The sequence below is a fragment of the Flavobacterium frigoris genome (genome assembly GCF_900111075.1).
Lineage (GTDB): Bacteria > Bacteroidota > Bacteroidia > Flavobacteriales > Flavobacteriaceae > Flavobacterium > Flavobacterium frigoris.
Window position 1 is genome coordinate 1 of sequence record NZ_FOFZ01000043.1, and the last position, 1728, is coordinate 1728.

Annotated in this window: 1 protein-coding gene; it reads left to right on the top strand. The window is 38.8% G+C overall.

All coding sequences use genetic code 11. The features are described from left to right. Nucleotides 1-86: 86 nt before the first annotated feature. Nucleotides 87-1634: an IS1182 family transposase gene (locus BMW63_RS17675; protein ID WP_245745023.1), complete on the top strand. Its 1548-nt coding sequence runs from the start codon at nt 87-89 to the stop codon at nt 1632-1634. Nucleotides 1635-1728 lie beyond the last annotated feature (94 nt).

The window sequence follows — 1728 nt, forward strand, 5'->3', positions numbered from 1 at the left end:
AACGTCAGTCTGTGAAAAAACCTCCGTTTAATTCTATCAAATATAAACAAATAATCTAATTATTAGACAGAAAAGTTGTATATTTAATGATGCAACACATCACAGGAATTGCGCGCAATCAGATGGTTTTTTCTAGTTTAGAAGATACTATTTTACCAGAAAACCCCGTTCGTTTTATTGATGCTTTTGTCGAAGCGGTATCATTACACACTTTAGGTTTTTCTATTCAAACCTTAAAGACGGAAGGTCGCCCGAGCTTTGATACAAAAGTTTTTCTAAAAATCTATTTATACGGTTATTTAAATGGTCTGCGAAGTTCCAGAAAGCTCAAGAAAGAATGTCAAAGGAATAAAGAATTACAGTGGCTTTTATGCGGAATCATTCCCAACTACCACAGTATATCCGACTTTAGAAAGCAAAACCCATCGGGATTAAAAAACCTATTCAAACTCTTTGTAAGTTTCCTTAAAGATGCCGATTTGATATCGGGAGAAGTAATTGCAATCGATGGCACCAAAAGTCGTGCGCATAACAGCAAAAAAGCCAATTTCAATCAAAAGAAAATAGAACGTCACTTGGCTTACATCGAAGAAAAAACCCAAGAATATTTAACACAATTAGACCAAAACGATGTAGAAGATAGTAGCATTACCGTATCTAAAATCCAAGAAAAGATAGAGCGATTAAAACACAATAAAATAGGATATGAACTTCTAGAAGCAAAGCTTAAAGCCAGCGGAGAACCCCAAATAAGCACCACCGACGAAGATGCACGCGCGCTTCTGGTTCAAGGAGTGGTAGTTGAGATCAGTTACAATATCCAAGCAGCAGTGGATAATAAACACAATTTAGTGGTTGCTACCCACACCATAAATCGCAATGATCTTAACGCCTTAAGTGCTATTGCGCTGGAGGCAAAAGAAAACTTGGGTGTAGACACTTTTACCACTTTGGTAGATAAAGGCTACCATAATGGAAGGGAAATTGCCTACTGCAAAGACCATAACATTACCACCATTGTAGCGCACCCTACGCCAGGCATAAGCAAAGAAAGTGTCACGAAACCCGAATATTTGGTAGCCAAATTCATTTACAATAAAGCCGATGACACCTATACTTGTCCCCAAGGAGCAACTTTAAAAACTACAGGAAGATGGCATAAAAAAAGTGGACGAACCGAACAAAGCGGGTATCAATTCAAGAAATACCGAACACCCTCTTGCAAGGAATGTCCCGTAAAACACCTGTGTACCAGTAGAGCCGGCGGACGCGAGATTGACCGCAGCGAATATGCTGATGCCATAGAGGAGAACAACCAACGCTACCGAGAAAATCCGCAATTGTATCGCACACGGCAGGAGATAAACGAGCATATCTTTGGTACGATAAAGAGACAATGGGGCTACAATCACACGAATTTAACGGGACTCGAAAAAGTAAATGGCGAACACAGTTTAATTATGCTCGTGTACAACATAAAACGCACGATAAATATACTGGGCGTACCGGATTTAATTGACAAACTCAAGAACTGGAAGTCACCTTACAAAACCAAAGATGTTTTTGTTTTAAAAAGGGTGTATTTAAGGCTTTTTAACGACTTATTCGGGCTGAACCTAGCAATTGCAGCATAAAAAATAAGCTTGTTTAGCGTGCTTCTTTTGAAGTGTAGAATGATTGTTTTTGCCTTAATTAAGTGAAAAACGGAGTTTTTTCACAGCCTGACGT

What these genes read in the sequence shown, in the direction of transcription:
- BMW63_RS17675 (WP_245745023.1), top strand. Translation starts at nt 87, where the DNA reads ATGATGCAACACATCACAGGAATTGCGCGCAATCAGATGGTTTTTTCT.